At 66.8% G+C, this 1,360-nt stretch carries 3 protein-coding genes; 1 reads left to right on the top strand and 2 read right to left on the bottom strand.

Features of this window, described 5'->3' with window-relative positions; all coding sequences use genetic code 11:
• On the top strand, nucleotides 1–428 hold a 428-nt coding region (locus D3H34_RS32690; RefSeq protein WP_167481325.1), incomplete at its 5' end, for a TolC family protein.
• Nucleotides 429–480: 52 nt separating this feature from the next.
• On the opposite strand, the gene D3H34_RS32685 is transcribed toward D3H34_RS32690, so the two are convergent.
• The gene (locus D3H34_RS32685) at nucleotides 481–1,077 is read right to left on the bottom strand and encodes an OmpW/AlkL family protein (RefSeq protein ID WP_119558868.1); all 597 of its coding nucleotides are present in this window, start codon (nucleotides 1,075–1,077) and stop codon (nucleotides 481–483) included.
• A gap of 107 nt (nucleotides 1,078–1,184) precedes the next feature.
• Nucleotides 1,185–1,334 (bottom strand): hypothetical protein, encoded by a 150-nt coding sequence (locus tag D3H34_RS34430; RefSeq protein ID WP_167481324.1) that lies wholly within the window; start codon nucleotides 1,332–1,334, stop codon nucleotides 1,185–1,187.
• Nucleotides 1,335–1,360: the final 26 nt, after the last annotated feature.

The following is a 1,360-nucleotide window of genomic DNA, read 5'->3' as shown; positions in this document are numbered from 1 at the left end:
GCCTGATGACGAATGCGCTGGCGTACAACCCGCTGACCGTGTGGAGCCTGGGCGGCAGCCTGCTGGCCCCGCTGTTCGACGCCGGCCGGCTGCGCGCCCAGGCCGATGCGGCCGGCGCCCAGCGCGACCAGGCCGCGCTCGCCTACCGCGGCGCGGTGCTCGCGGCCTTCGCCGATACCGAAAACGCGCTCACCGGCACGGCCCGCCTGGCGCGCCAGACCGCGTTCGCGATCGCGCGCCGCGACGTGCTCCAGCAAAGCCTGACGTTCGCGCACGACCGCTACCAGGCAGGCTACGCGAGCTATATCGAGGAACTCGACGCGCAGCGCAATCTCTACGCGGCGGAACTTGAAGTGGTGCGGCTGCACCAGGCGGAACTGGACAACCGGGTGCAGCTTTACAAGGCTTTGGGTGGCGGCTGGCGTTGAGGGAACAGGCCATCGAACGCGGCGCCGGAAGCCCGAACGCCTTCCAGCCCGCCTAGAACCGGTAGCCCAAACCAATCCCCACCAGCACCGGATCCACCTTGAAGTTGCCGACCCTGGCGCCGGCCAGGCTCACGTCGGTGTCAATGTAGAGCTTCTTCACATCGACGTTCAGCGACCACTGCCTGTTCAGCGCGATGTCCACGCCGACCTGCAGCGCCCCGCCCCAGCTGTTGCGCTGCACGTCGGCCGCGCCGCCGAGCAGCTTCACGCTGGAGAAGCGCGTGTAGTTGATGCCGGCGCCGACATAGGGCTTGAAGCCGCTGAACTGCGTGAAGTGGTACTGGGCCAGCAGGCTGGGCGGCAGGTGCTTGAGCGTGCCGAGATAGCCCGCGACGGTCGAATTCACGCTCTGCTTTTGCGGCACGGTCAGCACCAGCTCGGCCGCGAAATTCGGCGTGAGGAAATAGGTGATGTCGAGTTCGGCAATGGTCTTGTTGTTGATCGACAGGCCCAGGCCGGTGTGGTCCTTGTTCGCGCTGTCGAGGTGCACGGCGCGGGCGCGCACCAGCCACGGGCCGTCGGTCTGCGCCAGCGCGGCGCCCGAAGTCAGGGCACAGAAAGCGGCGGCGGCCAGGAGGATTTTCTTCATGGTGAGGCAATGGATGGACCGGGGACAACCCCCGTGAAAACCATTGGACCCGCGACTGCCGCCCAGGGTTTTGCCCTGGCGCAAGGAATCCGCAAACGCCGGCGCGCTCAGTGCGATGGCGCCGCTTTCTCCGGCGCTGCGCGCAGCCGCTGGTAGAGCCCCACGGCTGCCACCACCACGCAGCCGATCAGCGCGAACAAGGACCACACCGGCCTGGGCCTGTCGATCAACAACAAGACCATTGCCGAACTCGACATCACCTATTTCCTCACGCCGAATTTCG

The sequence above is a fragment of the Acidovorax cavernicola genome, assembly GCF_003581445.1.
Note: the sequence above shows the minus strand (reverse complement) of the source record. Positions and strands in the feature narration are given on the sequence as shown.